General features: G+C 42.2%; 30 protein-coding genes. 25 read left to right on the top strand and 5 right to left on the bottom strand.

Annotated features, from left to right (window positions below; translation table 11 throughout):
- The first annotated feature begins 250 nt into the window (after nt 1–250).
- Nucleotides 251–1,123: an acyl-CoA thioesterase II gene (locus ACEO2X_RS05535; protein ID WP_004974677.1), complete on the top strand. Its 873-nt coding sequence runs from the start codon at nt 251–253 to the stop codon at nt 1,121–1,123.
- Nucleotides 1,124–1,288: 165 nt separating this feature from the next.
- Nucleotides 1,289–2,530: a dicarboxylate/amino acid:cation symporter gene (locus ACEO2X_RS05530; protein WP_004974680.1), complete on the top strand. Its 1,242-nt coding sequence runs from the start codon at nt 1,289–1,291 to the stop codon at nt 2,528–2,530.
- Between the two features lie 78 nt (nt 2,531–2,608).
- Here ACEO2X_RS05530 and ACEO2X_RS05525 read toward each other — a convergent pair whose 3' ends face one another.
- The 4 genes from ACEO2X_RS05525 to hmpA form a co-directional block, all read right to left on the bottom strand.
- Nucleotides 2,609–3,022, bottom strand: coding sequence for a VOC family protein (locus ACEO2X_RS05525; RefSeq protein ID WP_019836869.1), 414 nt, complete (start codon nt 3,020–3,022; stop codon nt 2,609–2,611).
- Nucleotides 3,023–3,238: 216 nt separating this feature from the next.
- Nucleotides 3,239–4,075, bottom strand: a complete 837-nt coding sequence (gene yihA, locus ACEO2X_RS05520; protein WP_096901358.1) for a ribosome biogenesis GTP-binding protein YihA/YsxC — start codon at nt 4,073–4,075, stop codon at nt 3,239–3,241.
- A gap of 130 nt (nt 4,076–4,205) precedes the next feature.
- Nucleotides 4,206–4,649 carry an Rrf2 family transcriptional regulator gene (locus ACEO2X_RS05515; protein WP_004974689.1) on the bottom strand — a complete coding sequence of 148 codons (444 nt, stop codon included), beginning with the start codon at nt 4,647–4,649 and terminating at the stop codon, nt 4,206–4,208.
- A gap of 92 nt (nt 4,650–4,741) precedes the next feature.
- Nucleotides 4,742–5,953 (bottom strand): NO-inducible flavohemoprotein, encoded by a 1,212-nt coding sequence (gene hmpA / locus ACEO2X_RS05510; RefSeq protein WP_004974691.1) that lies wholly within the window; start codon nt 5,951–5,953, stop codon nt 4,742–4,744.
- Nucleotides 5,954–6,214: 261 nt separating this feature from the next.
- Between hmpA and ACEO2X_RS05505 the strand changes: the two genes are divergently transcribed.
- Complete coding sequence (locus ACEO2X_RS05505; protein ID WP_371971179.1) at nt 6,215–7,876, top strand: vWA domain-containing protein; 1,662 nt, start codon at nt 6,215–6,217, stop codon at nt 7,874–7,876.
- A 62-nt stretch (nt 7,877–7,938) separates the two neighbouring features.
- On the opposite strand, the gene ACEO2X_RS05500 is transcribed toward ACEO2X_RS05505, so the two are convergent.
- The gene (locus tag ACEO2X_RS05500; RefSeq protein ID WP_371971178.1) at nt 7,939–9,135 is read right to left on the bottom strand and encodes a PLP-dependent transferase; all 1,197 of its coding nucleotides are present in this window, start codon (nt 9,133–9,135) and stop codon (nt 7,939–7,941) included.
- 123 nt (nt 9,136–9,258) lie between these two features.
- Between ACEO2X_RS05500 and ACEO2X_RS05495 the strand changes: the two genes are divergently transcribed.
- The 22 genes from ACEO2X_RS05495 to rplO all read left to right on the top strand — a co-directional run bounded on the left by ACEO2X_RS05495 (nt 9,259) and on the right by rplO (nt 19,568).
- Nucleotides 9,259–10,002, top strand: a complete 744-nt coding sequence (locus tag ACEO2X_RS05495) for a type 1 glutamine amidotransferase (RefSeq protein WP_371971176.1) — start codon at nt 9,259–9,261, stop codon at nt 10,000–10,002.
- A gap of 426 nt (nt 10,003–10,428) precedes the next feature.
- Nucleotides 10,429–10,740 (top strand): 30S ribosomal protein S10, encoded by a 312-nt coding sequence (gene rpsJ, locus ACEO2X_RS05490; protein ID WP_000070912.1) that lies wholly within the window; start codon nt 10,429–10,431, stop codon nt 10,738–10,740.
- A 59-nt stretch (nt 10,741–10,799) separates the two neighbouring features.
- A complete protein-coding gene (gene rplC, locus ACEO2X_RS05485; protein ID WP_026438075.1) occupies nt 10,800–11,438 on the top strand; it encodes a 50S ribosomal protein L3 in 639 nt (212 codons plus the stop codon).
- An 11-nt stretch (nt 11,439–11,449) separates the two neighbouring features.
- A complete protein-coding gene (rplD, locus tag ACEO2X_RS05480) occupies nt 11,450–12,052 on the top strand; it encodes a 50S ribosomal protein L4 (protein WP_004974702.1) in 603 nt (200 codons plus the stop codon).
- Entirely contained in the window at nt 12,049–12,369 is a 321-nt protein-coding gene (gene rplW, locus ACEO2X_RS05475; protein ID WP_004974703.1) for a 50S ribosomal protein L23, read from the top strand. Before rplD ends, rplW begins: the two co-directional genes overlap by 4 nt.
- 11 nt (nt 12,370–12,380) lie before the next feature.
- A complete protein-coding gene (rplB, locus tag ACEO2X_RS05470; protein ID WP_004974706.1) occupies nt 12,381–13,205 on the top strand; it encodes a 50S ribosomal protein L2 in 825 nt (274 codons plus the stop codon).
- A 19-nt stretch (nt 13,206–13,224) separates the two neighbouring features.
- Nucleotides 13,225–13,500 carry a 30S ribosomal protein S19 gene (rpsS, locus tag ACEO2X_RS05465; RefSeq protein ID WP_004673001.1) on the top strand — a complete coding sequence of 92 codons (276 nt, stop codon included), beginning with the start codon at nt 13,225–13,227 and terminating at the stop codon, nt 13,498–13,500.
- A gap of 11 nt (nt 13,501–13,511) precedes the next feature.
- A complete protein-coding gene (rplV, locus tag ACEO2X_RS05460) occupies nt 13,512–13,841 on the top strand; it encodes a 50S ribosomal protein L22 (protein ID WP_001982638.1) in 330 nt (109 codons plus the stop codon).
- A gap of 1 nt (nt 13,842) precedes the next feature.
- Entirely contained in the window at nt 13,843–14,595 is a 753-nt protein-coding gene (gene rpsC / locus ACEO2X_RS05455; protein WP_004974711.1) for a 30S ribosomal protein S3, read from the top strand.
- Nucleotides 14,596–14,598: 3 nt separating this feature from the next.
- Nucleotides 14,599–15,012, top strand: a complete 414-nt coding sequence (gene rplP / locus ACEO2X_RS05450; RefSeq protein ID WP_004691317.1) for a 50S ribosomal protein L16 — start codon at nt 14,599–14,601, stop codon at nt 15,010–15,012.
- A complete protein-coding gene (rpmC, locus tag ACEO2X_RS05445; protein WP_004650482.1) occupies nt 15,012–15,209 on the top strand; it encodes a 50S ribosomal protein L29 in 198 nt (65 codons plus the stop codon). Before rplP ends, rpmC begins: the two co-directional genes overlap by 1 nt.
- On the top strand, nt 15,206–15,463 hold the full coding sequence (gene rpsQ / locus ACEO2X_RS05440; protein WP_004974714.1) for a 30S ribosomal protein S17: 258 nt from the start codon (nt 15,206–15,208) through the stop codon (nt 15,461–15,463). Before rpmC ends, rpsQ begins: the two co-directional genes overlap by 4 nt.
- Nucleotides 15,464–15,554: 91 nt before the next feature.
- Complete coding sequence (gene rplN / locus ACEO2X_RS05435) at nt 15,555–15,923, top strand: 50S ribosomal protein L14 (RefSeq protein WP_001982634.1); 369 nt, start codon at nt 15,555–15,557, stop codon at nt 15,921–15,923.
- A 9-nt stretch (nt 15,924–15,932) separates the two neighbouring features.
- Nucleotides 15,933–16,250: a 50S ribosomal protein L24 gene (rplX, locus tag ACEO2X_RS05430; protein WP_004974717.1), complete on the top strand. Its 318-nt coding sequence runs from the start codon at nt 15,933–15,935 to the stop codon at nt 16,248–16,250.
- Between the two features lie 16 nt (nt 16,251–16,266).
- Nucleotides 16,267–16,803 carry a 50S ribosomal protein L5 gene (gene rplE, locus ACEO2X_RS05425; protein ID WP_004974719.1) on the top strand — a complete coding sequence of 179 codons (537 nt, stop codon included), beginning with the start codon at nt 16,267–16,269 and terminating at the stop codon, nt 16,801–16,803.
- 9 nt (nt 16,804–16,812) lie between these two features.
- Complete coding sequence (rpsN, locus tag ACEO2X_RS05420) at nt 16,813–17,118, top strand: 30S ribosomal protein S14 (protein ID WP_004825185.1); 306 nt, start codon at nt 16,813–16,815, stop codon at nt 17,116–17,118.
- 12 nt (nt 17,119–17,130) lie between these two features.
- Complete coding sequence (gene rpsH, locus ACEO2X_RS05415) at nt 17,131–17,526, top strand: 30S ribosomal protein S8 (protein ID WP_004974720.1); 396 nt, start codon at nt 17,131–17,133, stop codon at nt 17,524–17,526.
- Between the two features lie 16 nt (nt 17,527–17,542).
- Complete coding sequence (rplF, locus tag ACEO2X_RS05410; RefSeq protein WP_004974722.1) at nt 17,543–18,076, top strand: 50S ribosomal protein L6; 534 nt, start codon at nt 17,543–17,545, stop codon at nt 18,074–18,076.
- A 14-nt stretch (nt 18,077–18,090) separates the two neighbouring features.
- Nucleotides 18,091–18,441 (top strand): 50S ribosomal protein L18, encoded by a 351-nt coding sequence (rplR, locus tag ACEO2X_RS05405; protein WP_004281497.1) that lies wholly within the window; start codon nt 18,091–18,093, stop codon nt 18,439–18,441.
- Nucleotides 18,442–18,443: 2 nt separating this feature from the next.
- Nucleotides 18,444–18,941: a 30S ribosomal protein S5 gene (gene rpsE / locus ACEO2X_RS05400; protein ID WP_004974725.1), complete on the top strand. Its 498-nt coding sequence runs from the start codon at nt 18,444–18,446 to the stop codon at nt 18,939–18,941.
- A 6-nt stretch (nt 18,942–18,947) separates the two neighbouring features.
- On the top strand, nt 18,948–19,124 hold the full coding sequence (rpmD, locus tag ACEO2X_RS05395; protein WP_004786899.1) for a 50S ribosomal protein L30: 177 nt from the start codon (nt 18,948–18,950) through the stop codon (nt 19,122–19,124).
- A gap of 3 nt (nt 19,125–19,127) precedes the next feature.
- Nucleotides 19,128–19,568, top strand: coding sequence for a 50S ribosomal protein L15 (gene rplO / locus ACEO2X_RS05390; protein ID WP_004974728.1), 441 nt, complete (start codon nt 19,128–19,130; stop codon nt 19,566–19,568).
- Nucleotides 19,569–19,610: the final 42 nt, after the last annotated feature.

Genomic DNA, 19,610 nt, shown 5'->3' with positions numbered 1-19,610 from the left:
TCATTGTATCTAATAATCGCGCTGCATTTTTAGATAATTTGCATGAATATTGTTAGATTTTATCGTTAAAAATCGTATTTTTAGCAAAATTGATCGGCTAAGTTGTGACACAGCGGTCAGTCTTTGATGGGTAAAAGATGCAGAATCTATGGCAAAATAGCAGGCTTAAAATAGTCAGTTTATTTTGACGATTTATTTTTTCATCGACTTCGATCCCGCATCCCCAATTTCCGCCATACATAGGTTAGTTATGAACGCACTCACACAAGAGCTGGTTGAACTTCTTTGTTTAGAAAAGTTAGAAGAAAATATCTACCGAGGTATCAGTCGTAACTTGGTGGGTAAACGTGTTTTTGGTGGACAGGTTTTGGGACAGGCTTTACGTGCTGCATCTTATACCACTGATCGTCCTGCGCACTCATTGCATGCCTATTTCTTGTTTGGTGGCGATGTCAACGCACCTATTATTTATGAAGTTGACCGTTTGCGTGATGGTAAAAGTTTTTCTAGCCGTCAAGTACGTGCCATTCAGCATGGGCGTACCATTTTTACTGCGATGGTGTCCTTTGCGCCGTTGGAAGACGGTCTGAATTATCAAATTTCAGAGCCAAACTATCCTGCAGCAGAAGCTTTAAAAAACGAAGCGGAACTCAAACAGCATATTGTCGAGTTTGTACCTGAAAATGTGCGTGCCAGTTTTATGCGTGATCGCTTGGTGGAGATTCGCCCGATTAATCCGAGCAATCCATTTTTACCGCAGCCTGAAGCACCTGCTTATGCACACTACATTCGTACCCATGACAGCATTTCACCAGAGGTGGATGAAGTGTCTTTGCATCAGGCAATTGCGGCATTTTATTCAGACTTCACGTTAATGACCACAGCACTGCGTCCGCATGGTTTGAGCTATTTATCACCAAGTTTGCAGTGTGCCAGTATTGACCATGCCATGTATTTCCATAAACCGTTCCGTGTGGATGACTGGATGCTGTACGACATGGAAGCCACCATTAGCACTAGTTCGCGTGGTTTGAACTTTGGGCGCATGTGGCAAAATGGTGAATTGGTGTGTAGCACCAGTCAGGAAGGCTTGATTCGTTTACGTGAAATCGAAACGCAATAAAATATAGCCTTTAAAATCTACATTCATCAGCCGACATTCATGTCGGCTTTTTTACATCCTGAAGCACGATCTGAACCTAATCAAAGTGCGCTAGAAAAATAATACTCGATTCAATTTCAGCCACATGGCATAGTCCACACATCACATTAAAAAACTCAATTGCGTATGAGCCTCAATACACAAATTCTAATTGCCGCAATTTTGGGTGTGGTGTTTGGTTTTATTCTGAATCTATTTCCAGACAGCACATTTTTTAGCGCCAGTTTGTATGGCATTGGTTTAATGAGCAGTATTTTTATTGGTTTATTAAAAATGCTGCTGATCCCACTAATTTTTAGCTCAATTGTGGTCGGTGTGTCGAACTTACAGGCTGTAGGGCAATTGAGTCGAGTCTGGAAAATTACGTTGGCGTGTTGTGTCACCACCACGACTTTGGCTTTAATTTTAGGTTTGGCGTGTGCGCATTTATTTGCAGTGGGTAAAGGCGTAGATATTGTGATGTTTCAAGATGCTATGGCGCAGCATCAAAGCCCAGACACGCTTACGCCGTCTTCGTTTTTTACCAATTTCATTCAAAACACCTTAATCAATCCGTTTAAAGCTTTTGCCGAGGGTAATGTTTTGGCAGTGGTGATATTTGCCTTATTGGTGGGTGTGGCGCTGGTCAAAGGCGGGGAGCACTTTAAAACGGTACGTAAACTCAGTCAGCAATTTTTTGAAATTATGATGTTGATGATTGGCTGGGTAATGAAACTGGCACCTTTGGGGATTTTTGCTTTATTGGCTAAGTTGGTTGCAACCGAAGATATTTCAGTCCTGAGTCGTTTGGCAGAGTTTGCTGCAGTGGTCACGGGCACCACGATTTTTCATGGTGTGGTGGTCTTGCCTTTGCTGTTGTGGATATTTGGCAAAATGGATCCGATCACCTTTTTTAAAGGCACACGTGCTGCCTTAATTACGGCTTTTGCCACCAGTTCCAGTTCTGCCACTATGCCACTTTCGATGAAATGTGCGCAGGAAAATTTAGGTGTGCGTCCGCAAACTGCAGGCTTTGTGATCCCGTTAGGTACACAACTGAATATGGATGGAACGGCATTGTATGAAGCTGCAGCGGCTTTGTTTGTTGCCAATTTAATGGGGCTGGATTTAAGTTTAGGACAGCAATTAATTGTCTGTGCCACAGCCATGATCGCTTCTTTGGGCGCGCCTGGTATTCCAAGCGCAGGTATGGTGACGATGATTATGGTATTACAATCGGTGGGCTTGCCTGCAGAAGCGATTGCGATTTTATTGCCGATCGACCGTTTGTTGGATACTGTGCGTACTGTGGTCAATGTGCAGGGCGATATGATGATTAGTGTGGTGGTCGATCGGCATACTCGTGATGACCCTGCACTGCATTCCTGATAATGGGTTTAAAATCGAATCAAGTTTTCAGCATCATCCTGTTTTATTGTGCTATGTAAAGACATGAGCCAAAGCAGATTAATCCCAACATGGGCTGTAGGCCACTTCCCAAATATGACCATCTAAGTCCTGAAAATAACCTGCATAACCGCCGTAAAAGGTGCTCTGTGCAGGTTTTAAAATTTTCGCACCTGCATTTTTTGCTTGTTTCAATACCTGATCGACCTCGAGTGGGCTATGTACATTATGTCCTAAAGTGATTTGTGCAGCACTGCTGGCTGTACCTGTTAAGCCTGTATCTTGTTGTAAACTTTGTTTAGACCATAAAGCCAGTTTTAAGCCTGCTTGCAGTTCAAAAAAGACCACCGCACCTTGTTCAAATTCCTGTCCAATAATGCCTTCAGTTACAAGTCCTAAGCCGTCGCGGTAAAAATCGAGTGCACGTTGTAAATCTTCTACCGCTAAGGTAATCACTGAAATGTGTGCCTGCATGTTTGATCTCCTTATCTTATGTAATTGTTTAAGCGTTTAATTGTTATGATCTTGACAGTAGGGCATTTCTGGCTGCGTTGTAAAGTGCAACTTTGGTGGAGAGGGAGATTGTGATTACGGCGTAAAACTGAAAGTGGACATACAAATAAAAAGTCCTATTCGAGATTGAGCGAATAGGACTTTATGTTATAGACCAATAGTCAGTAATTTAACGGACTATTTGGTTTCGGTATCAGATGCGGTTAAATCGTCAGTTTCTAAAAATTCAGGCTGATCAACATCAACATCATCGCCAGTCGCTTCTGGAATGCTGTCTAAATCAAATTGATGTGCTTGTTCTAAGGTGAAGTTCAAACGTCCGCCCATCACACTCGCAAGCTCTTCCAAACCTTGTTTGTTGAGTGATGAAAACAATTGAATCGAGAAATCTAGTTTCATCTTTTTCAACTGCTGTTTGACTTCAAGCAATACTTTATTGGCAGGGCCGCGGTTGAGTTTGTCCGATTTGGTGAGCAATACATGCACGAACAATTTACGTGAATATGCCCACTCCAGCATCATCACATCAAAGTGCTGTAAGGGATGGCGAATATCCATCAGTAACACCAATCCTTGTAAACTTTTACGATGAATCAAATAATTTTCGAGTTCTTTTTGCCACACAATTTTCATGGCTTCAGGTACGGCTGCATAACCATAACCGGGTAAATCGACCAAACGCTGTTCAGGGTTGCCCAAACTAAAGAAGTTGATCATTTGAGTACGACCCGGTTTTTTAGAAGCACGTGCCAATTGTTTTTGATTGGTTAAAGCATTAATTGCACTGGACTTACCTGCGTTGGAGCGTCCTGCAAAAGCCACTTCGTAGCCAGTATCTTCTACACATAAATTCAGTTTAGGCGCACTCATTAAAAACTCGGCTTTACGCAGCCAGTTTAAGGCGCGAACAGAGTATTCAGTAATGGCAGGGTCTACTTTTTTCTCGTAGCTAATTTTCTGCCGTGGCTGTGCTGCTGCCTTACTGTTTTTCGATTTTCCTCTGCTATGGTGCATAACTTAACTTCAATTCATGGTCTACAAACAGGCATTATAAAGCAAGTCATACAGGCAAGCGACCTTTGCGCTCTGAATGCCCGAAAAAAGCAACATCTAGGATGATATTGCTTTGACCGTTTAAGTTGCTTTAAAGATGAATCAGTGGGATTGGAGATTGTGTACTGAACTGTAAATTGGGTACAGGCTGTAATACTTCACCCAAGCTGTATTGATCTAAGCTTTGATAAAACTGTTCCATTGCCTGATTGAGAATGCCTTTTAGTCCACATTGCGCACGCAGCACGCAGGGCGGGGTATTACATTCTACAATTTGATTTTCACCTTGCAGGATCCTCACCACATGGCCTAAACGCAAAGGCAGTGCTTCAGGATGCAAACGAATCCCGCCACCTTTGCCACGAGTGGTAATGAGCCATCCTTGCTTACCCATAAAGTGAACGATTTTAACCAGATGGTTCTGGGAAACATGCAAATCCTGTGCAATTTCCGCAATGGTATAGGGTACATCTCGTGGACGCGAGATATACATTAAAATACGCAGCGCATAGTCGGTGAATTTATTTAATTGCATGATCGCACAGATGTTTTTTTAAAATACAAATAAATTAAGGCTAGTCTAGCATAACTAGACTAGCCTTACCTATTAGCTTTTAACGCTTTAGATTAGTGGCGAACACCACCTGTACCAAACGCTTCGCTATGGATTTGCTCATCTTTGATGCCACGCGCAAGTAAAGCTTTGCGCTGTTCTGCCATGAATGGCATTGGACCACATAAGTAGTAATCAGCATCGGCTGGTAACAGCGCTGCATCTACAGTGCTGAGGTCTAAACGACCCGCAACATCGTAATCTTGACCCAGTACATCACCTTCGTTCGGGAACTCATACGCAGTCAACGTATGAATACGTGGACATTTCGCAGTTAAGTCTTGTAGATGCTGTTTCATGGCATGCACTTGTTTGCTACGACATGCGTGAATAAATGTCACAGGTTGTGGTACATCTAAAGTCACCAATTGATTCAACATTGCAATCATTGGTGTTAAGCCAACGCCGCCGCTAATGAAGACATTACGTTTGTTGCTGTCGATGAGGAAGAAGTTACCTGTTGGTGCAGATACTTCAACTTCAGAACCTTCTGGTAATTGGTGCAATACGTTCGATACCCAACCTGCAACTTTATCTGCACCATTGCCTGGCTCACGTTTTACAGAAATACGTAAGTAATCTTGTTGTGGGCTAGTCGATAGCGTGTATTGACGTGGTTGCTTCAAGCCAAGTTCAGGAACAAATACGCGTACTGAAATATATTGACCTGCTTCGTATTTTGGTAAATCGCCACCATCTACTGGCTCGAAGTAAATAGAAGTGATTTCGTCACTTTCTACAACTTTCTTGGCAATTTTGAAATTACGCCAGCCTAACCAGCTGCCTTTAGTTTGTTCGTGTTGTTCATAGATCGCACGTTCAGCATTAATAAATACTTCTGCTAACTGACCATAAGCAGCTGCCCATGCATCAATTAGAGGATCTTCCATTGAAATGTTTAATACTTCGCTAATTGAGTGAAGTAGGTTTTCGCCCACAATATTATAGTCAGGTGCTTGAATGTTTAAGCTCACGTGTTTGTGGGCAATCAATTCAATCACAGGCGCAAGCACAGAAGGATCTTCAATGTTTTCAGCATAAGCCAATACAGCACCTGCAAGCGCTTGAGCCTGTGCACCACTACGTTGGTGACCCATGTTAAAGGTTTCTTTTAGATCAGGATTATTCCCCAACATGCGGTTATAGAAATAACCCGTTAGTGCGACACCATTTTCACGGAGTACAGGAACAGTTGCTTTTACAAGGTCAATTTGCTGTGGAGTCATGTTCGATCTCTCATGGCTGTTATTTACAAGATGTATTCAAAATACATCTTATAAGGTGTAGATGCAATAGGATTTTTTAAATTATTATACGATTGAAGACAAATACTTTACATTAAATTATAATCAATTTAATATATTCTAAATATTCTAAATATTCTAAATATTCTAAATATTATATATTTCGTCATTTACAATAATATTTTTTATATTTAGATGTGTGTTCCTTTATGGACTAATTTTTATAGCAAAAGGAGAGCATCCATGAATGCGAAATTACCTTTATTAAGCGCAATGACTTTAGTAACTGCTTCTTTATTAACAGCATGTGGTGGCGGAAGTGATTCTAATAATTCTCAACCTATCATTAAACCTGATCCTAAACCGCCTGTCGAAGAAGAGGCCACAGTACAAAATACTGCAACATTAATTAGCGAAAAGGCAAACATTGCAGTCTTTGGAAACGTTGATAAAAAATATTTTACAGAAACACAATTAGCCAATGGAAATGGTGTATTGCTACTTGATGATGGCGATATTAATAGTGTTGGTTTTGCATTAAATTTAAAAGAAAAACAAACTGATCTAAATAAATTTGTTTCAAATATTTTGGATCAGTTTAATAAAGCTTTGGCAGATAACAATGCTAAATCAAATGTTTTAGTCAACAAAGTATCAACTAATGCACAAGGTGAAGTGGTAAATGTTACTTTAGAGTTGGATTTTCCAAATGATGTTGCTATTGCCGATATTCGGCAACTGTTACTGCAAAGTTTAAATGAAGGGCAGTTGGTAAATGTACCAGCAATTGTGGTAGATAAGGATAAAAAATTACGTCTTGATCTTGCCTTCTGGATTGCCAACGAGACTGGATTTATCTGGGCAAATAGTTATGCACAAAAACAAGATGCAAAAGTCGATGCCCGTTATGGGGATTTAAACTTAGCAAGCAATCTATCAAGCAATGCTAAAGTAAAATTGACTAAAGTGACCAATACATTTACTCAAAATAATCAAGGCTCTAATGCGGTAGATATTTTATGGTCAATCGATTCATCGGGTTCAATGGATGAAGAGCAGAAAAATCTTGCTAACGGTGCGAATCAATTCTTTAGTTCATTAAACAAAGCAGGGATTGATTATCGCTTGGCTGTAAATACACAAGATGCTGATGATTGTAAGAATCTTCGTGTATTAACAGATGGTAAAACACAATTTATTGATAAAACCACCCCAAATGCGCAAACTGAGTGGGAAAAATTATCTCAGCCGGGTACTTGGGATTCTGCAACAGAAACAGGTTTTTACTGTGTAAGAGAGGCAGATTTAAGTCAATTTGATCGACCAACTGCTAAAAACTTAGTGGTATTTGTTTCAGATGAACCAGAAAATGAAACTTATAAACAAAGTATTTATGTAGGAGGTGGTGGCTATATAGCACGTGATTTTACTGATTATAAAAATTATTTCTTAAAATCAGGTGCAGTGTACTTTGCGATTACAGGTACAGGTACAACCATTAGACCTAACTTTAGCGATTCTCCTTCAAGTTATAATGATCCGAGTTGGAACTGCAGAGGGGAAGGCGGAAGTGCAACAGGTGGTGGTCACTTTAAAGAAATTGCACGTTTAACGGGCGGTAGTTCTGCCTCTATTTGTGCAAATGCTGCAAGTTGGAGTGTAGTTTTTGATGAGATTATTAAAGCTGCATCTGGTTTAGCAAGTAACTTTACCTTAACGCAAAATCCAATTGCATCAACTGTAAAAGTCACTGTAGGGGGTGTTGTAGTTGCACGTGATACAACACATCAAAATGGCTATGATTTAGTTTATAGTACACAAGGTACCTCTTTAGTATTCTATGGCACAGCAATTCCGAAAGCACAGCAAAAAGTAAGTGTGGAATATTCTTATTTTGCCAAATAAATCATGAATTTTGATCACAAGTTGAACAGGCTTGTGATCAAATCTCTAACTTAGAATAAAAATTAAGAAAGTTGTTGGAAGCCTATTTCTAGATCCTGAATCAAATCTTTTGAATTTTCCAATCCAATACAAAAGCGAATTAACCAGCCTGACTTTAAATGCGGGGTGGGTAATTGGCGCATGTCTTTTAGATTGTAGTACATAACTAAGCTGGTTGGTCCTCCCCAACTAAAGCCTAATCTGAAAAGTTTTAGCGCATTACAGAAATTTTTTACATCATTTAAGGTGTATTTTGGGTCAATAATAATGCTGATTAGCCCTGCTGCCAACTTTGCTGTACAAATCTCTTTCCAATATTGATGTCCAGCATGCTCTGCAAGAGTAGGATGTAAAATTTGAGCAATCTCAGGGCGTTGTTGTAAATACTCAATTAAAGTCTGTGAATTATTTTGGTGCTGAGTATAGCGTATTGCCATATGTGGCAGGCTTCGCGTGATTTGAGCTGCATCATCTCCACTAATTGCAATACCTTGCAGAGCGTGCGTTTTTAACATTTTAAAATACAAATCTTTATTTTTTGTGCTGATACTTCCCATTAAAATATCTGCACCGCCACTAGGGTATTTTGTAAGTGCATGCACTGAAATATCTATGGCCAGTTGTTCTTCACCAATTGCATAAGGTTTGAATGCTAAACCTGCTCCCCATGTATTATCCAAGGCGGTGAGTACATGGTGTGTTTGTGCGAGCTTTATGATAGAAACAATGTCTGGGAATTCAAGCGTCACAGAACCTGCTGCCTCAATCCAAATTAATTTACTGATAGAAGAAAACTTAATCGTACTTGGATCAATAGCTGAGTAGACCTTTAAAATAATGCCATATTTACTCTGTAAAGATGCTAAATGTTCATAATTAGGACCGTAAATATTATCTGGAATCCAAACTTCATCTCCTGCATCTAAAAAAGTACTATTAACTAAATTAATTGCTGATAACCCACTTGGTGCAAGTATACAGTAATCTGCGCCCTCTAACTGTGCAATTTGATCTGCCAAAGTATAAGTTGTAGGTGTGCCATGTGTACCATAACTATAGTCATGACGATCAGTCCAATGACGCTCAGTAAATGCGTCAGTATCTCTAAAAATAATTGTAGAGGCACGATAGACAGGAGGCTGAACCGTAGGAATATATTGCGGTGCATAGCGTATAGGTTGACTTAAAAACGTTTGGATAGATATTTCAAAATCTTTCATTGTGTACTCTAGGTAAAACAATATTTTCAATTGTTATTAAACATCATTTTTTTAATCTTTAGAGAAATCTTGGCTTTAATTTTGCAGTTAATTCGTTAATGGAAAAGGTTAGGCGATATAACAATGACGAAGCAACTGCGTGTACATTATTTTCAACATATTGCTGAAGAAGGTTTTGGGAGTTGCTATAGCTACCTGAAACAAATGCAGGCACACATCAGTGCCACCGAATTTTTTGCTTTGCCACCCGAACAAAATATTGAAATTGAAGCTTTGCCACGGGTCGAAGATGTCGATTTATTGATTGTGATGGGCGGCGCCATGAGTGTCAATGATGAGGCGAACTATCCCTGGCTAAAAATTGAAAAGCGCTGGATTCGACGTTATTTGGCTTCAGGCAAGCCTGCTATTGGCTTGTGTTTGGGTGGGCAGTTAATTGCCAATGCGTTGGGTGCAGCGGTCAGTCGTAATCCAGAACAAGAGCGTGGTTGGCATCCAGTCTATAAAGTCGAAAATACACCAGAAACCTGCTTTCAAATACCTGATCAAATCACAGTGATGCAGTGGCATGGTGAAACTTTTGAATTACCAAAGGGCGCGGTAAGACTTGCCAGTAATGCCGCCTGCGCTAATCAACTCTATCAAATTGGGAAAAATGTACTAGGATTCCAATTCCATCCAGAAATTACCCCACAAGCTTTGCAGCTGTTTTTAGACAATGCCGAAATGAAACCAGCATTTTCGGGCATGTATGTACAACCCGCGCATGAATTAAAACAGATGTCTGCGGCACAATTTCAGGCAGGCAACCAATTAATGAATCGTGCAATAGATTATGTTTTAGCACAAAGCAAACTTCGAGAATAAAGTCATGGATTGTGGCGCAAACACAGAAAAGAAAGTTAGGTCAGGGCGATGACGGTTTCTGCTGTCAGGGATGGCTGGAATGGTCAAAATGCAGATGGTCTAAATTTACACTCAATAAATGGATAGGAATGCTGCCTAACTCATATATAAAGTGCTAATCGTATATTTTAAAAAGAGAAATCGGCAGAGCGTGAAAAATAAAGCAATAAAGCCAAAAAGAGATTTGCTTATGCATTAAACAATCGTTATAATGGGCGACCCTTTATGCAAGGGGGTTAACTGCGAAGAAAGTAGTTAACATCGTGACAGTCGTGGCATCGATCATGACCTTAGTGATAATTCACTGCCTTTGACACTTGCCTTAAATTAGTGGGGTGAGATGCGTCAAGGGTGATTCTTTATATATTTGGCTTGGAGTTAACTGGTATGTCTAACCAGAGAATTCGTATCCGTTTGAAGTCTTTTGATCATCGTCTGATCGATCAATCTGCTCAAGAAATCGTAGAAACCGCTAAGCGTACTGGCGCACAAGTTTGTGGTCCAATCCCGATGCCAACTCGCATCGAACGCTTCAACGTTTTAACATCACCACACGTAAACAAAGATGCGCGCGACCAGTATGAAATCCGTACTTACAAGCGTTTGATCGACATTGTTCAACCTACAGATAAAACTGTTGATGCGTTGATGAAATTAGATCTAGCAGCTGGTGTTGATGTTCAGATTGCATTGGGTTAAGGCTTTCGGTTAATTAACACTCTAAGTTAATTAGGCCGCTTTTTTAGAGGTTTATGCACATGGCTATTGGTTTAGTCGGTCGCAAGTGCGGTATGACACGTATCTTTACAGATGCTGGTGTTTCTGTACCTGTTACAGTGATTGAGGTTGATCCTAACCGCATCACTCAAATCAAAACGCTTGAAACAGATGGTTATCAAGCAATTCAGGTTACTACTGGTGAACGTCGCGAATCTCGCGTAACTAACGCTCAGAAAGGTCACTTCGCTAAAGCGGGTGTTGCTGCTGGTCGTTTAGTTCAAGAATTCCGTGCTACAGAAGCTGACCTTGAAGGTCGTGAAGTTGGCGGAACTATCGGTGTGGATTTGTTCACAGTAGGTCAGATCGTTGACGTAACTGGTCAGTCTAAAGGTAAGGGTTTCCAGGGTGGTGTTAAGCGTTGGAACTTCCGTACTCAAGACGCTACTCACGGTAACTCTGTTTCTCACCGTGTTCTAGGTTCTACAGGTCAAAACCAGACTCCTGGTCGCGTATTCAAAGGCAAAAAAATGGCTGGCCATTTAGGTGCTGAACGCGTAACTGTACAGGGTCTTGAAATTGTATCTATCGACACAGAGCGTTCAGTTCTTGTTGTTAAAGGTGCGATTCCTGGTGCGACTGGTGGTGACGTAACTGTACGTCCTACGATCAAGGCTTGAGGGGAAATAACGTGAATTTAAATACTGTTTCCGGCTCTGCTGTTGAGTTATCTGAAGTTGCGTTCGGTCGTGAATTCAATGAAGCACTTGTACACCAAGTTGTTACGGCTTACTTAGCTGGTGGTCGTCAAGGCTCTAAAGCTCAGAAATCACGTGCAGACGTTGCTGGCGGTGGTAAAAAACCATTCCGTCAAAAAGGTACTGGCCGCGCTCGTGCTGGTTCTATTCGTAGCCCAATCTGGGTTGGTGGTGGTAAAACTTTTGCTGCTCGTCCACAAGATTGGTCTCAAAAAGTTAACCGCAAAATGTACCGCGGTGCAATGCAATGTATCTTAGCTGAACTTGTTCGCCAAGATCGTCTTGTATTGGTTGAAGAGTTTGCTGTTGAAGCTCCTAAAACTAAAGAGTTGCTTGCAAAACTTAACGACTTGAATGCAACTCGCGCATTGATCGTAACTGAAGCTGTAGATGAGAATCTATATCTTGCAGCGCGTAACCTTCCACACGTTGATGTGGTTGATGCTACTGCAATCGATCCTGTTAGCTTGATCGCGTTCGACAAAGTTGTAATGTCTGTTGCTGCTGCTAAGAAAATTGAGGTAGAACTCGGATGAACAACGAACGTTTATATCAAGTCCTACAAGGACCTGTATTTTCAGAAAAAGCACAAGTTTTAGGCGAAACTGCTGGTGTTCAAGTATTCAAAGTTGCATTAAATGCAAACAAACTTGAAATCAAAAAAGCAGTTGAGCAATTATTTGGTGTGGAAGTTGTTAAAGTTAACACGACTATCACTAAAGGTAAGACTAAGCGCTTTGGTCGTACATTAGGACGCCGTTCTGATGTTAAAAAAGCATACGTCACCCTGAAAGCTGGCCAAGATGTTGAAATGGCTGACTTGGGCGATACCGCTGAAAGCGCAGCGGAATAAGGACGAAATTTATGCCGATTCAAAAATGTAAGCCAACGTCTCCAGGACGTCGCTTTGTAGAGAAAGTCGTTCACGACCATCTTCACAAAGGTGCGCCTTATGCGCCGTTGGTGGAAGCTAAAAAACGTACTGGTGGTCGTAACAACAACGGTCACATTACTACACGTCACGTTGGTGGTGGTCATAAGCAACACTACCGTATCGTAGACTTCAAACGTAACAAAGATGGCATTCCTGCTGTTGTAGAGCGTATTGAATACGATCCAAACCGTACTGCACACATCGCATTGTTGAAGTATGCTGACGGTGAACGTCGTTATATTATTGCGCCTAAAGGTTTACGTGCTGGTGATCAAGTTCAATCTGGTAACGATGCTCCAATCCGCCCAGGTAACTGCTTGCCACTTCGTAACATGCCAATCGGTGCTACTCTTCACAACATCGAACTTAAAATCGGTAAAGGTGCTCAATTAGCGCGTTCTGCTGGTACTTCGGTTCAATTGTTGGGTCGTGACGGTTCATACGCTATCGTTCGTCTACGTTCAGGCGAAATGCGTAAAGTGCACGTTGAGTGTCGCGCTGTGTTAGGTGAAGTATCTAACTCAGAAAGCAACCTTCGTTCACTTGGTAAAGCAGGTGCTTCGCGCTGGCGTGGTGTTCGTCCTACCGTTCGTGGTATGGCAATGAACCCGGTTGATCACCCGCACGGTGGTGGTGAAGGGCGTACTAAAGGTATCCAACCTGTAAGCCCATGGGGTCAAAAAGCTAAAGGGTACAAGACACGTACCAACAAGCGTACGACTAAGATGATTATTCGCGACCGTCGCGTTAAGTAACAAGTAAAGGAATCTGACAATGCCTCGTTCTCTGAAAAAAGGCCCATTCGTCGATGCGCACTTGTTCGCTAAGGTTGAAGCGGCAATCGCGGCTAATAACCGTAAGCCGATCAAAACTTGGTCGCGTCGTTCGATGATCCTCCCAGATTTTGTTGGTTTAACAATTTCTGTTCACAATGGTCGTAACCATGTTCCAGTGATTATCTCTGAACATATGGTTGGTCATAAACTCGGTGAATTCGCGCCAACTCGTACCTATCGTGGTCACGGTGTTGACAAGAAGTCTAAACGTTAATAGGTGCTATGATGGAAGTAACTGCTAAATTACGCGGTGCCGCTATCTCGGCACAAAAAGCACGTTTGGTTGCAGATCTTATCCGCGGCAAATCTGTTGCGCATGCACTTAACATTTTAAACTTCAGCAACAAAAAAGCTGCTGTTTTAGTTAAGAAAGCATTGGAATCTGCAATTGCAAATGCTGAACACAATAACAGTTTAGATGTAGACGACCTTAAAGTATCTACGATTTACGTTGATGAAGGCATGAGCCTTAAACGTATTATGCCACGTGCGAAAGGCCGTGCAGATCGTATTACTAAGCGTACTTGTCACATCACCGTTAAGGTAGGGGTTTGATATGGGTCAGAAGGTTCATCCAATCGGTATCCGCCTAGGTGTTGTGAAACGTCATAACGCTAACTGGTATGCGAATCCGAAACAATACGCTGAATACTTGCTTAAAGATCTTCAAGTTCGTGAGTTTTTAACTAAAAAACTTAAGAACGCAATGGTAAGCAATATTCTTATCGAACGTCCAACGGGTGCTGCTAAAGTAACAATTAGCACTGCGCGTCCTGGTATCGTAATCGGTAAAAAAGGCGAAGACATTGAGAAATTACAACGCGAATTAACATCTATTATGGGTGTTCCTGCGCAAGTAAGCATCAACGAAATTGACCGTCCAGACTTAGATGCTCGTTTAGTTGCTGAAGCAATCGCTTCTCAATTAGAAAAGCGTGTAATGTTCCGTCGTGCTATGAAGCGTGCGGTACAGAACTCTATGCGTGCTGGTGCTAAAGGTATCAAAGTTGAAGTTTCTGGTCGTTTAGGTGGTGCAGAGATTGCACGTACTGAATGGTATCGTGAAGGTCGTGTACCTTTGCATACACTTCGTGCGGACATCGACTATGCAACTATGCGTGCTGAAACTACTTACGGTACGATTGGCGTTAAAGTTTGGGTATTCCGTGGTGAAATCTTGGGTGGCATGAAACAAGTCATGAACCCAGCACCTGCTGAAGAACGTCCAGCTAAACGCGGTCGCGGTCGTGGTGAAGGTCAAGAGCGTCGTGGTCGTCGCAATGATCGTTCTGCTGAAAAAGGAGAATAATCCATGTTGCAACCTAAACGTACTAAATTCCGTAAGGTGCAAAAAGGCCGTAACACTGGCTTAGCGCACCGTGGTAGCTCAGTATCTTTCGGTACTATCGCTCTTAAATCAGTTGAACGTGGTCAAATGACTGCGCGTCAAATTGAAGCGGCACGTCGTACAATCAGCCGTCGTATTAAGCGTGGTGGTAAGATCTTTATCCGTGTATTCCCAGACAAACCAATTACTTCTAAGCCTCTTGAAGTGCGTATGGGTAAAGGTAAAGGTTCTGTGGAATATTGGGTTTGTCAAATCAAACCAGGTAAAGTCTTGTACGAAATTGATGGTGTGAACGAAGAATTGGCACGTGAAGCATTTACGCTTGCTGCTGCTAAACTTCCGTTTAAAACCACTATCGTGACTCGGACGGTAATGTAATGAAAACTAAAGATCTACGTGAAAAGTCGGTAGAAGAGTTGACAGCTTTGCTTGATGAGCAACAGCTTAACCAATTCCGTCTTCGTATGGCGAAAGCAACTGGTCAATTGGGTAAATCGCATGAAGTTGCGCTTACTCGTAAAACTATTGCACGCATCAAGACCCTCCTTACCGAAAAACAGGGGAACGGGCAATGAGTCAAAATACAGTCCGCACGTTAACTGGCAAAGTTGTAAGCGACAAAATGGAAAAATCTATTGTTGTCCTTATTGAACGCCAAGTTCAACACCCGTTGTATGGCAAATTGATTCGCCGTTCAACCAAATTACACGCTCATGATGAGAACAATACAGCCAAGATTGGTGATGTTGTAACCATCAAAGAAAGCCGCCCAATGTCTAAAACTAAGTCATGGACTTTAGTTGAAGTTGTTGAAGCTGCTGCTGAGTAATTAACGTTCTTGTTGCATCATCGGTCAATTTCGAGTACTCTTTGAGCCTTTCGAAATTGTGACCGGTGATGCTCGGTTTTGGAGTAGGGCAATGATTCAAACCGAAACGATGCTTGACGTAGCTGACAACAGTGGTGCTCGCCGCGTACAATGTATTAAAGTACTAGGTGGTTCACATCGTCGTTATGCTTCTGTTGGCGACATTATTAAAGTTACTGTAAAAGAAGCTATTCCACGCGCACGTGTTAAAAAAGGTGACGTGATGAATGCTGTTGTTGTACGTACAAAGTTCGGTATTCGTCGTCCAGACGGTTCTGTGATCCGTTTTGATGATAACGCTGCTGTTATTTTGAATAACAACAAAGCACCGATTGCAACTCGTATTTTCGGACCAGTGACTCGTGAACTTCGTACTGAACAGTTCATGAAAATCATTTCATTGGCTCCTGAAGTTCTATAAGAGGCAATCATGGCTAAGATTAAAAAAGGCGATCAAGTAATTGTGATCGCAGGTAAAGAAAAAGGCAAACAGGGTACTGTTCTGTCAGTTTCTAATGACCGTGTTAAGGTCGAAGGTCTTAACTTGGTTAAGAAGCACCAGAAGCCAAACCGTGCTACGGGCGCTGAAGGCGGTATCGTAACGCAGGAAGCTTCGCTTCATATCTCAAACGTGGCAATTTTTAATGCTACAACCCAAAAGGCTGACCGTGTTGGTTACCAAACGATTGATGGCGTGAAAACTCGCGTTTATAAATCGAATGGTGAATCAGTGGCGGTGGCGAAGTAATAGGTTGAAATAGGCAATGGCCAGACTTAAAACACGTTACAACGACGAACTTAAGGCTCAATTACAAGAACAATTGGGCGTTAAGAATGTGATGGAGATCCCTCGCATCACTAAAATTACCATCAACATGGGTGTTGGTGCTGCAGCTGCTGACAAGAAATTGTTAGATGGCGCTCTTTCTGATATGCAAGCTATTGCTGGTCAAAAACCAGTTTTAACATTAGCTCGTAAATCAATCGCTGGTTTTAAAATCCGTGATGGTTGGCCGATTGGTTGTAAAGTTACTTTACGCGGCGAACGTATGTACGAATTCTTAGACCGTTTGATCTCTATCGCGATCCCTCGTATCCGTGACTTCCGTGGTTTCTCTTCGAAATCATTCGATGGTCGTGGTAACTACTCTATGGGTCTCAAGGAACAAATCATGTTCCCTGAAATCGATTTCGATAAGATTGATCAAATTCGTGGTATGGACATCACCATCACTACGACTGCTCGCACCGATGACGAAGGCCGTGCGCTTATGCGTGCATTCGGCTTCCCGTTCAAATAAGAGGTCGATATGGCTAAGAAAGGTATGATTAATCGCGAATTGAAACGCGAAGCTACTGTTGCGAAATACGCTGCAAAACGTGCTGAATTAAAAGCAACGATTGCAAACGTAAATGCAAGCGACGAAGAGCGTTTCGAAGCGATGATGAAGTTACAAGCATTACCACGTAATGCGTCTCCAGTACGTCTTCGTAACCGTTGTGGTTTAACTGGTCGTCCTCATGGTTACTTCCGTAAGTTCGGTTTAAGCCGTAACAAATTACGTGACACAGTAATGCAAGGTGATGTACCGGGCGTTGTTAAGGCAAGCTGGTAAGGAGCACTATAAATGAGTATGCAAGATACCGTTGCCGACATGCTAACGCGTGTTCGTAACGCCCAAATGGCAAAGAAACAAACTGTTTCTATGCCTAATTCTAAGTTGAAGGTTGCTATTGCAAACGTACTTCAACAAGAAGGTTATATCGCAAATGTAGAAGTGGCTGACAACGAAGGCAAACCTACATTAACGATTACTTTAAAATACTATGAAGGCAAACCAGTTATCGAAACTGTGAAACGCGTAAGCCGTCCAGGTCTACGTCAGTATCGCGGTAAAGATGCACTTCCAAGCGTTAAGCAAGGTTTAGGTATTGCAATCGTTTCTACAAGCAAAGGCATCATGACTGATCGCGCTGCACGTGCTGCAGGTATCGGTGGTGAAGTTATTGCTTTTGTTTCTTAATAATAGGTGATTCCTCATGTCTCGTGTGGCTAAAGCCCCAGTAACTGTACCTAACGGTGTTACAGTTACTCAGAACGGCCGGCAGGTCGAAGTGAAAGGCAGCAAAGGTACATTGTCTTTCAACCTGCATGCGCTGGTCGAGCTAAAACAGGAAGACGGTATTTTAGCTATTGCTCCTAAAGCTGAGTCGAAAGACGCTTGGATGCAAGCTGGTACTGCTCGCGCTGTGCTTAACAATCTTGTAAAAGGTGTGAGCGAAGGCTTCGAACGTAAGTTACAATTGATTGGTGTTGGTTATAAAGCTGCGGTAAAAGGTAACGTTGTTAACCTTAACCTTGGTTTTTCACACCCAATCGATTACACCCTTCCTGAAGGTGTAACTGCAGAAACTCCAACTGCAACTGAAATTATCCTTAAATCTGCTGACAAAGCAGCTTTAGGTCAAGTTGCTGCGGATATCCGTGGATACCGTCCACCAGAGCCATATAAAGGTAAAGGTGTTCGTTATTCGGATGAAGTTGTTCTTCGTAAAGAAGCTAAGAAGAAATAAGGCGCGAGGTTCTTATGAACGAAAAGAAACAATCCCGTTTGCGTCGTGCGAAAAGCACACGCTTGCACATCCGTGCATTGGGTGCGACTCGTTTGTGTGTAAACCGCACGCCGCGTCACATCTATGCTCAAGTTATTTCAGCAGATGGTGGCAAAGTTTTAGCGCAAGCTTCAACTTTAGATGCTACTTTACGTGCTGGTACAACTGGTAACGTTGAAGCAGCTCAAAAAGTAGGTGCTTTAATCGCAGAACGCGCGAAAGCAGCTGGCGTAACTAAAGTTGCGTTTGACCGTTCTGGTTTTAAATATCATGGTCGTATCAAAGCCTTGGCTGATGCTGCTCGTGAAAACGGCTTGGAGTTCTAATCATGGCTAAAGTTGAACAAAACGAAGGTCTTGTTGAAAAGCTGGTTGCCGTTGATCGCGTAGCCAAAGTTGTTAAAGGTGGTCGTATCTTCTCTTTCACAGCATTAACTGTTGTGGGTGATGGTAATGGTCGCGTAGGTTTTGGTCGTGGTAAAGCACGTGAAGTTCCAGCTGCTATTTCTAAAGCACTTGAAGCTGCACGTCGTAACATGATCACTATCGAATTGGCAGATGGTACTTTACAACACCCGATTCATGCGCGTCATGGTGCAAGCCGTGTTTACATGCAACCAGCATCTGAAGGTACTGGTGTAATTGCTGGTGGTTCTATGCGTGCAGTTTTAGAAGCTGCAGGTGTACGTAACGTATTGACTAAATGCCGTGGTTCTACTAACGCTGCAAACGTAGTGAACGCAACTTTTAACGGTTTGCGTGACATGACAACTCCTGAAAAGGTTGCTGCGAAACGTGGTCTTTCAGTAGAACAAATTCAAGGGTAATCAATCATGAAAACGATTAAAGTTACCCAGACTAAATCTGCATCGCACCGCTTGAAAAATCACAAGCTTAGCCTTAAAGGTTTAGGTCTGCGTCGTATTGGTCATACTGTAGAAGTGCAAGATACGCCTTCTAACCGTGGTATGATCAACCAAGTCTACTATATGGTTAGTGTAGAGGAATAAGCCATGACTCTGCGTTTAAATGAACTTGCACCTGCAGAAGGTGCTAAGCGTGAAGCCCGTCGTCTAGGCCGTGGTATCGGTTCTGGCGTTGGTAAGACTGGTGGTCGTGGTATCAAAGGTCAAAACTCACGTAAGAGCGGTGGTACACGTCCTGGATTCGAAGGTGGTCAAACTGCGTTATATCGTCGTTTACCTAAATTCGGTTTCACTAGCCAAATCGCTTTGAAAACTGCTGAAGTACGTTTATCTGAGCTTGCTAAAGTGGAAGGCGACATCGTTAGCCTTGAAACTTTAAAAGCAGCGAACGTTGTACGTAAAGATATGGCTCGTGCTCGTATCGTACTTTCTGGTGAAATTACTCGCGCATTCACTATTCAAGGTGTTGCTGTGACTAAAGGCGCTAAAGCTGCTGTTGAAGCGGCTGGCGGTAAAGTCGAGGAGTAATCCCCAGTGTCTATGTCTCCTAGTTCTTCAGGTCATGTTCAC

Source organism: Acinetobacter sp. AL9, from assembly GCF_041464035.1.
Lineage (GTDB): Bacteria > Pseudomonadota > Gammaproteobacteria > Pseudomonadales > Moraxellaceae > Acinetobacter > Acinetobacter towneri.
Note: the sequence above shows the minus strand (reverse complement) of the source record. Positions and strands in the feature narration are given on the sequence as shown.

Excerpts from the sequence above, each read along its gene's own strand:
- rpsQ (WP_004974714.1), top strand. The coding sequence starts at position 15,206 with ATGAGTCAAAATACAGTCCGCACGTTAACTGGCAAAGTTGTAAGCGAC.
- rpsJ (WP_000070912.1), top strand. The coding sequence starts at position 10,429 with ATGTCTAACCAGAGAATTCGTATCCGTTTGAAGTCTTTTGATCATCGT.
- rplV (WP_001982638.1), top strand. The coding sequence starts at position 13,512 with ATGGAAGTAACTGCTAAATTACGCGGTGCCGCTATCTCGGCACAAAAA.
- rplW (WP_004974703.1), top strand. The coding sequence starts at position 12,049 with ATGAACAACGAACGTTTATATCAAGTCCTACAAGGACCTGTATTTTCA.
- ACEO2X_RS05500 (WP_371971178.1), bottom strand. The coding sequence starts at position 9,135 with ATGAAAGATTTTGAAATATCTATCCAAACGTTTTTAAGTCAACCTATA.
- rpsE (WP_004974725.1), top strand. The coding sequence starts at position 18,444 with ATGGCTAAAGTTGAACAAAACGAAGGTCTTGTTGAAAAGCTGGTTGCC.
- rpsC (WP_004974711.1), top strand. The coding sequence starts at position 13,843 with ATGGGTCAGAAGGTTCATCCAATCGGTATCCGCCTAGGTGTTGTGAAA.
- ACEO2X_RS05495 (WP_371971176.1), top strand. The coding sequence starts at position 9,259 with ATGACGAAGCAACTGCGTGTACATTATTTTCAACATATTGCTGAAGAA.
- rplB (WP_004974706.1), top strand. The coding sequence starts at position 12,381 with ATGCCGATTCAAAAATGTAAGCCAACGTCTCCAGGACGTCGCTTTGTA.
- ACEO2X_RS05530 (WP_004974680.1), top strand. The coding sequence starts at position 1,289 with ATGAGCCTCAATACACAAATTCTAATTGCCGCAATTTTGGGTGTGGTG.
- rplP (WP_004691317.1), top strand. The coding sequence starts at position 14,599 with ATGTTGCAACCTAAACGTACTAAATTCCGTAAGGTGCAAAAAGGCCGT.
- yihA (WP_096901358.1), bottom strand. The coding sequence starts at position 4,075 with ATGCACCATAGCAGAGGAAAATCGAAAAACAGTAAGGCAGCAGCACAG.
- rplE (WP_004974719.1), top strand. The coding sequence starts at position 16,267 with ATGGCCAGACTTAAAACACGTTACAACGACGAACTTAAGGCTCAATTA.
- rplF (WP_004974722.1), top strand. The coding sequence starts at position 17,543 with ATGTCTCGTGTGGCTAAAGCCCCAGTAACTGTACCTAACGGTGTTACA.
- rpsS (WP_004673001.1), top strand. The coding sequence starts at position 13,225 with ATGCCTCGTTCTCTGAAAAAAGGCCCATTCGTCGATGCGCACTTGTTC.
- rplN (WP_001982634.1), top strand. The coding sequence starts at position 15,555 with ATGATTCAAACCGAAACGATGCTTGACGTAGCTGACAACAGTGGTGCT.
- ACEO2X_RS05515 (WP_004974689.1), bottom strand. The coding sequence starts at position 4,649 with ATGCAATTAAATAAATTCACCGACTATGCGCTGCGTATTTTAATGTAT.
- ACEO2X_RS05535 (WP_004974677.1), top strand. The coding sequence starts at position 251 with ATGAACGCACTCACACAAGAGCTGGTTGAACTTCTTTGTTTAGAAAAG.
- rplX (WP_004974717.1), top strand. The coding sequence starts at position 15,933 with ATGGCTAAGATTAAAAAAGGCGATCAAGTAATTGTGATCGCAGGTAAA.
- ACEO2X_RS05505 (WP_371971179.1), top strand. The coding sequence starts at position 6,215 with ATGAATGCGAAATTACCTTTATTAAGCGCAATGACTTTAGTAACTGCT.
- rpsH (WP_004974720.1), top strand. The coding sequence starts at position 17,131 with ATGAGTATGCAAGATACCGTTGCCGACATGCTAACGCGTGTTCGTAAC.
- rplO (WP_004974728.1), top strand. The coding sequence starts at position 19,128 with ATGACTCTGCGTTTAAATGAACTTGCACCTGCAGAAGGTGCTAAGCGT.
- rplR (WP_004281497.1), top strand. The coding sequence starts at position 18,091 with ATGAACGAAAAGAAACAATCCCGTTTGCGTCGTGCGAAAAGCACACGC.
- rplC (WP_026438075.1), top strand. The coding sequence starts at position 10,800 with ATGGCTATTGGTTTAGTCGGTCGCAAGTGCGGTATGACACGTATCTTT.
- rpmD (WP_004786899.1), top strand. The coding sequence starts at position 18,948 with ATGAAAACGATTAAAGTTACCCAGACTAAATCTGCATCGCACCGCTTG.
- rpmC (WP_004650482.1), top strand. The coding sequence starts at position 15,012 with ATGAAAACTAAAGATCTACGTGAAAAGTCGGTAGAAGAGTTGACAGCT.
- hmpA (WP_004974691.1), bottom strand. The coding sequence starts at position 5,953 with ATGACTCCACAGCAAATTGACCTTGTAAAAGCAACTGTTCCTGTACTC.
- rpsN (WP_004825185.1), top strand. The coding sequence starts at position 16,813 with ATGGCTAAGAAAGGTATGATTAATCGCGAATTGAAACGCGAAGCTACT.
- ACEO2X_RS05525 (WP_019836869.1), bottom strand. The coding sequence starts at position 3,022 with ATGCAGGCACACATTTCAGTGATTACCTTAGCGGTAGAAGATTTACAA.